This window comes from Cognatilysobacter segetis (assembly GCF_004359965.1).
In the GTDB taxonomy this organism is placed as follows: domain Bacteria; phylum Pseudomonadota; class Gammaproteobacteria; order Xanthomonadales; family Xanthomonadaceae; genus Cognatilysobacter; species Cognatilysobacter segetis.
Map to the genome: position 1 here is coordinate 23705 of NZ_SMRQ01000132.1, position 7448 is coordinate 31152.

A 7448-nucleotide genomic window follows, 5' to 3' on the forward strand; every position below is an offset into this window, starting at 1 on the left:
GCTGGAGCCCCGCGCGTGTCAGCTAGCTGGTGGACTAGAGAGGCCCCACGGCGCACTGCGGCAGCTCGGCCAGCTTCAACAGGTCAACACGGGGCGAGTAAGCTCGCTACTCTCTCCGTGAACGTTTTGGGCACCGGCATCAATCGTCCGCTAATTAGATCGAAAGGAACGACGGCCAGCTGCAGCTCGGGCGTGTAGTTGAACGGCGGCAGTGCTTCGCGGAAGTCCGTTGTAACTGGATAGACGAGAAGCATGTCACCGGCTCCTCCAAGGTAGCGGTGTCCATAGGCGAACAGTTGGTAAAAATCCGCCTGGCGGAGCCCGTACTTGTCTTTGGTGCCAATCAAGTGGCTATCGACCCGCTTCCATTTGGTATCGAGGACGATCCGCGAGTCTCCGGCCTCGAGGAGGAAATCAGGCTGCAAATTGAACCAGCGGTCGCCAGCGTGCTCGCACAGGTATTCATGGGACGCTTGCGGACGCAACCGAGCACCTGGCTGAAGCTGGGCGCGAAGGCACACCTCCACGTAGCGCTCGAATACTGTTTCCATCGGAAACAGCAGGCTCTTTCCACGCCAGGCGCCGTGGACCGACATTGGCACAGACTCGTCCAAGAGCAGCGCACACCAGGGGCGAACGGCGCGATAGCTTCCCATGAGCCGGTTCGACTGCCATCGGCGGAAGTCGGCAGCGACGTTCTGACTACGTGGCACCTCGTGGAGGACCGCCGCGAGCTCGTGTGCGAGCCTCCAGTTCCTCTGCTCGCGCGTTCGTAATCGAACAATGTCCAGCGCAGAGGCGAGCAGCCGGTTCTCCGGGCGATCAGCATCGAAGACATCGTGTTCGATCTGAAACAGATGGGCCCGCCCCGGCGGCTGCCTGAGCTGACGAACTGTCTCGAGCCTGCCCCGCAGATAGGGCTGCTGCTCGCGAACGGCGCGGTAATCAAAACGGATGCCCTTCTTAACGAGGATGCTGAGCTCCTCGAGAAATGCATGCATCACCCATTCGGTCAATGGCGTGCGGAATGCCTCGATATCGGCCGGGCCAGTTTCGCGCCTCGGGAGATCCAGGCAACGTGCGAGCATGCGCTTAAGCAGACGGCGCGCGGCTGGGGCGTCCTCCGCGCCGTCCACCGACTTCGGCAGGATCTCGATCCGCGTCCCGCAAGGCGTTTCGACGACTCCAACGTAATTGTCCAGGCGCAACAGGCGGCGGCCCTCAATCTGGACTAGCGACGCGCCTGTGCGCGACAGCCTCGCGCTTTCGCGGCACAGCCATTCGAAGGCCGTTTCCGTCACCTGGGCCTCGACGAGGGAGCCGGTGGGGGCCGGGTCAACCGTCAGCCGAGCATGTTCTCTGACGACGACGTGGTGCATGCCGTCAGGCTGACTGCCCATGCAGGATGCCTTGGTAGCTTTCCAGGCGGTGGAAAGCATCGGCGTCAATGCGCCATAGCTTGGTGTCAGCCGCGACGTCGACGTCCGGCCCGAGAAGCTGCGCCGCGCTGTATGTGGCACGCGCCACGAACTGGAAGCCGGGAGACTTGCGATGATCGTTCAGTACCCATGCGATCCGTTGCCAGTCCTCGAAGAAGTACTCCTGGAGTAGCGGAATGACTTGGCTACGGAAGATCGACGCCAGCCGGTCAAGCGTTGGCGTGGTTCTCAACGGTAGGAAATAGGTATGGCCCAGCTGGTGGTCCCGATCGAGCAGCAGCTCGATTCGCTGGTTCATAATTGCGAGCAGCTCGGAAATGTCCAGTCCTTCAACCTCAATGCCCGTAAGGACGTCCGCCCGCGGAGGCATCTCTGTGAAGTGGAAACGTCGCCGGAGGGCAATATCGAGGCCTGAAAGCGAGCGATCCGCCGTGTTCATCGTGCCAATTAGGAACACATTCGCTGGCACGCTGAACGTGTCCTTCGAATAGGGAAGCGTCACGCTGAGCGCCTCGGGCTCCCCTGTTCGCTTAGATGGCTCAATCAGAGTGATGAGCTCGCCGAAGATTCTAGATACGTTGCCTCGGTTGATCTCGTCGATGATCAGGACTCGTGGCTGTGGCGGCTCCGACGTCGCCGGCAGTGGAGAAAGCAAGCGCCGGAGCTTCTCGAGGTCGACTGAGCCAGGCCGCAACTCGTACACCGTCATTTGACTGAACCGATTTGACATCAACTCTTCGTAAGGCAGCGCTGGGTCATAGACGCGCAGCCAACGAACCGGCCGCCCCTGCGTGTAGTGGTCGGCGCCACCACGGTCAACCCAGCGGTAGTCTCCGGTGATCTCTCCGATTGCCCGGAATTTGAGGTTGCCCTCGGTTACGACGATCAAGTCGCCCGGCTTCATCTGCAGCACAATCGTGTTGACCGCTGTGACTGGATAATCCGCGGACTCATGCGGTTCGCCGGCATTGGCGAATTCATAAACGATGTCCTGCCGGGTGCGGCAGGCGGAAAAGTCCGCGCCCGCCCCGAACCCCATGAGCGCGATTCCACGCTCCATGCACTCGGTGAATATGTGCCCTTCAGCAAGATAGTCGCCAAGCGACAGCTTCCAGACGCGTCGGCCCGATAGCTCAAGAGTGCCCTCGAGATCCGCCTGTCGAACGACGCGTGCGCGGGCGGCCTCGCAAACCTTCTTGAAGAGTCCGTCGGCAACCACATACCGCAGCTGCTGGGTCTCGGGATCGCTTTCGGCGCGAATGCCTTCAATAAAGTCTTCGTAGCTGAAGCTTTGGTGGAAGGTGACGAATTGAATGAGCCCCTCATCAGCCAGCTCATCAAATCGGGCTTTAAGGCGCGCACGGCGGGCGTCCTCAGTCGCATCCTCCGGCTGGGCCAGCACGCAGGCCGGATCCAGGATCTCGAGCGCCTTGGCGACCGTGGTAAACGTCTTGCCCGTGCCCGGCGGTCCGAAGAGGATCTGATTCAGCGGTATGTCGATGCGCTGGGCGCCGGGTGCCCTGCTTAGTGGCGTTGCTTCCATTTGCGCATCCTCTTCCTCGGGCGTGTCATCGTCGACGTAGACAGTCGCCACCCACAGGAATGACTGCACGTCGATCAGGTCACGCGGCTCATAACCGTCGGCGGTGAGCCGATCGAAGAGCCTTCGTGCCAGCTGCTCTACGCGCACGACATTTCGTCCTGTCAGGCCGCTGGAGTCCCATCGAAATGAGGGGTCGAGCTTTGCAAGGGCACGCCCCATCTCATGGGTCTTTAGAAAGATGTGCCGTGTCGGCTCGGAAACGGCAAGGAAGAACCCGGTGATCGAGCGCTGGGCTGCCGGGAGCAGGCGGTTCTTGGGCTCGACGATTTCTCGAAGAGCGCCCACGAAATCGCCGACCCGTTGTTCCAAGTCCGCCCCCTCATCGAGCAATGCGGCCAGTAGCTGGCCGAATGCTCCGCGACCAGCGTCGTCGAGTTCACGCAGTACGCCGACGTACCTCCAACCTACGATGTTCTGTGGCTTGCGGTCGCCATGCGCCAGCGGGGTGGACAGCAGCGCGATGGCAGCATTTCCTGCGTCGAGCCAGCCGCCGGACTCCAGGTGGGGCCGCACCCGCTCGCGGAACAGCGTGATGAGCTCGTCCTTGTAGTCCCGGTCGCGCTCCTCGTTTTCCGCACAGCTCGCGAAGGTGCCGAAGTCCGGGTACACCTCCAAGAACCGGCTCTTGAGCCGCTGATAGCCCTGCTCGAATGCGTCGTTCACGATGAACGTCGACTCCCCTTTTCTCGGAAACAGATCACGTATTTTCTTGCCTTGGTAGAACACCGGCGCGTACGCGTTCTTCTGCTCCCCTGGATGGGCCTGGAGTGGGAGCATTCGGACGGTTCCAGGGGTGCTGAAAGCGCCTGCGCGCATTCCAGCAAGGAGCTCCTCTTCGGTCACTCCCACGAATGCGTCGGTTTTACCGGTCCAGCTGACGTCGAACAGCCCGGCTTTCGGGCCACGCTCCACCCGATAAGGATGGACTCGGACGCCGTCCTTGCGTATCGCCCAGATATCGGTGAGGAATCGGTCCTGCTGCACGCTGCGTGTTCTCGCAAATGATTAAGTGAGTGGGGGACGGCAGACCGGCGCTACGCGGTGCCTGAGTTGTCGGCAGCAGCAACTCGCGCCGCCAGCGCGCCGTGACGGGAAACCTTTTGCTCAATGCACCGATGCAGGCTTTCCTGTGTCGCCCAAAGCTCGGTGCTCCTTTTGGCGCGCGACAGCGCGGTATAGACCAGCTGGCGACAGAGGATTTGATGGGATGCGTCGGGGGGCAGAAGCACCGCGGCGTGGTCGTACTCGGATCCTTGGCTCTTGTGGATCGTGATCGCGGCGGCGCTTCGATGGTCGGGCAGGTTACCCGGGGCAAATCGGACGAAGCGACGGTGCGTGCCGGATACAGGTTGGGCGTTTGATCGCTCGGGGTCCGACGCGATTTCGAACCAGACCGCGAGGCGACCGCCCTTGTCCTGCAGGCAGATCCCTGTGTCGCCGTTGGACAGCCCAGTCGTGTAGTCGTTGCGAGTGATCATCACGGCTCGGCCGGGATACCACTCGTCCGGCCAGTCGCCTGGCATCCGGTCACGAAGGCTTCTCTCCAGCTGACGTGCGGCGTCCTGGGCACCGAACTCGCCCTCGCGAAGCGCGCATAGCAGCTGGCAGTGGCGCAGCCCGTCGAGTGCCTTGGCAACGAGGTCTGTCCGTTCGGGCGGAACAGGATCGAATGCGCCGGCTGCGGCCAGGCAGCGATGCATCCTGGCTGCCCAGGCCTCCAGTGCCTGCTGGCAGTCGGAAGGCGTCTCGACTCGCCTGTGCTCGAAGCGTTCGCCGGCCGCAACGAAAGCAGTGTTGAGCGCCACCGGGTCGCCGGCTCTCACGGCCTCGTTGATTGGCACGAGCACCGCGTCGGAGCGGAAGCTATGCGTCAGCCGGACCAGCGGCGGTGCCGCGGCGGCATCGGTGGCCCTCGACCCTTCGAATGCTGAAACGATGTCGAGCAGGGCGGACCCGGCACCGACCGATGTGAGCTGGTCCGCATCGCCTACGAGGATGAGAACGGTGTCCTCGCGCAGCGCCTCGAAAAGGGCCCGCAGCAGGGCGAGATCGATCATCGAAGCCTCGTCCACCACCACGATGTCGGCGGGCACGGGCGAGCCTGCGGACCGACTGAAGCCGCTCTGGCCGCGGCTTCCCAGCAGGCGGTGCAAGGTGCTTGCTTCGGCGCGCACGGCACACGCCAGGTGTGCGGCCCAATCCTCGCTGGAGGAGTCCCGGACCGACCCGAGAGACTCACTGAACCGGGCAGCGCCCTCCCTTAGGGATTCGGCGAGCCGCTGCGCAGCCTTTCCGGTCGGGGCTGCGGCGCGGATCACCGCCTCCGGCAGGCCCCGGCGGGCCCGATCGCAGGTCAGCATCGTCAGCATCCGCAGTACCGTCGTGGTTTTGCCGGTACCCGGCCCTCCGGTCAGGACGAAGAAGCGGCGGCCGACAACCCGGCGGACCGCCTCGCGCTGCGGTTGGACCCGCACGTCAGTGTCGCCTGCGAATAGAACGTCGAGATCAGCGTCCGTGACGGTTGAGGCAGCGTCCGTCGCGGCCACACGCGTCCTGACGTGGGCGGCCACCGCACATTCCGCGATATAGCTACGCCGCAGGAAGAAGTGGTCACGGTCCAGGACGAAGGGCGCCAACACCTGCTCGCCCGGCACGGGACAGGTGACCAGCGGATCCGCTTTCAGCGCTTCCAGATCGCGGATCGAGAGCGCAGGCCAGTGCGCGCGGTCAGCTGTCCCGGCAGTACCGTCATCCCGCCTAAGCGGTATTGCCGTGTGACCCGACCCCTCCGCCCAGCTGGCCCAGCCCGCCGCGGCAGCGGTCTGTACCGCCCCCCCGTGGGCGACGACCCAGCGGGCGACAGCGTGGTCCAGCGCCCGCCATTCCGCGGGCGGTTCGGGCAACGCTTCGATGGGCTCGAAGTGATATCCGGATCGCAATTGCGCGCTCATGCGGCCTCCCTCTGCGCCACGCGGCCGTCGAGCACCGTAGACACATCCTCGATCAACGCATCAGGGAACCGATGCCGCCAGATGCCCGCGGTGGGCGACAAACCGGCAGCCCGGATGAAGAGGTAGACGCATTCCCCAAGGTGCTCGCCCCGCCGGTAGGACGTTCCCAGGCGCTGACGCAGGTAACGATCGACTGCGACGGAATAGATCAGGGCCTGGAATGGATAACCCGCCGCCTGCATCGCCGCATCCAGCGCAGGCACTTCATAGCCTTCAATCGCATCGCCCAAGTCATTGCCCTTGTAATCCAGCACGTGGAAGCGGCCTTCATGATGGAAGACGAGATCGATTGCCCCATTTAGGAAACCACTGATGATGCGTCGATTGTTCGGAATGAGGTGGCCATAGCCGTGCCGGCCGCAGGCGTCCCGGAGCGTCGCCAGATTGACCTCGCCAAGAGCCAAGTTGAAGCGCATCTCCGGGCACAGGTCGCCGACGGGCACCTGCCCCAGCTGGAGCGCTGCCGCTGTCTGCAGACCCAGGGGCGCTGCGAGCGCAGCGTCCAGCCGCTCGGCCAGGCGCGGGACGAAGTCGGCGGCCGACGCAGGCACCCGGGCGCCTGCGTCGGCCAGACACTGGCGCACGAGCGCCCCCTGCGTCGCGATGGGCTGTCCGACCTCGCGATTCTCGAAAACCGCATGCACCGCGTTGCCAAACTCCGTGCCTCGGACAACCCGGAGTGCCTTCAGCGCCGGATGCGGTTCCCGCATGCCCTCCGGGTTCTCCCCCGACCCCTCATGCGCGGTGGCATGAGCCGAACTGGCCGGCAGGCTTTCGTCTGCCGCGCTGGCTTCCTCGACAGCAGGCGCTACGTGATGAACTCGATTGAGGCTGCTGAAGCTGTGCCGACTAGGCAAGGGACCGCCGCCGCTTGCCGGCTCCGGTCGCGCGAGGCGATCGCTCGAGCCCAGCTTGGACGCGCCTTGGAATAGCACAGCCGTATCCGGTGCCCAGCCGGCCACCCAATCGATATGTGGGGTCAGGCTCGCCAGCTCCGGATCCAAAACATCGGCACCCGCCCGCTCCATCATGACATCCAGTGCCGTGCGCTTGGTTCCCTTCAGAGTCGCCACGGAGCCACGCTTGGCCGACCGGTCCGGGGGTAATGCCATGACATGGCAGGCATGGATGGCACGGGTCACGGCGACATACAGGACGCGGAAGCGCTCGTCCTGCTGCTCCAAAAGAAACGCCTGCTTCGCCGCATCGGTCCCTTGCAGCTGGCGTTTCCCTGTGCCGGGGTCGGTGACCACCCAGAGCGACGCATTGTCCCGTTCGCCATGTGCCCACATCAGCGGCAGGAACACGATGGGAAACTCCAGTCCCTTACTGGCATGCAGCGTCATGAGCCGCACGCATGCGTTGTCGGATTCCATACGCAGCTGGGCGACGTCG

Annotated in this window: 4 protein-coding genes; all 4 read right to left on the reverse strand. The window is 63.9% G+C overall.

Annotated features, from left to right (window positions below):
• Nucleotides 1-83 precede the first annotated feature (83 nt).
• Nucleotides 84-1439: an McrC family protein gene (locus E4F61_RS14385; RefSeq protein WP_238382966.1), complete on the reverse strand. Its 1356-nt coding sequence runs from the start codon at nucleotides 1437-1439 to the stop codon at nucleotides 84-86.
• The gene (locus E4F61_RS14390; protein ID WP_238382967.1) at nucleotides 1384-4026 is read right to left on the reverse strand and encodes an AAA family ATPase; all 2643 of its coding nucleotides are present in this window, start codon (nucleotides 4024-4026) and stop codon (nucleotides 1384-1386) included. Before E4F61_RS14390 ends, E4F61_RS14385 begins: the two co-directional genes overlap by 56 nt.
• A 50-nt stretch (nucleotides 4027-4076) precedes the next feature.
• On the reverse strand, nucleotides 4077-5993 hold the full coding sequence (gene recD / locus E4F61_RS14395; protein WP_133480279.1) for an exodeoxyribonuclease V subunit alpha: 1917 nt from the start codon (nucleotides 5991-5993) through the stop codon (nucleotides 4077-4079).
• Nucleotides 5990-7448 (reverse strand): 3'-5' exonuclease (locus tag E4F61_RS14400; RefSeq protein ID WP_238382968.1); only part of this gene is annotated, 1459 nt, incomplete at its 5' end. The genes recD and E4F61_RS14400, both read right to left, overlap by 4 nt.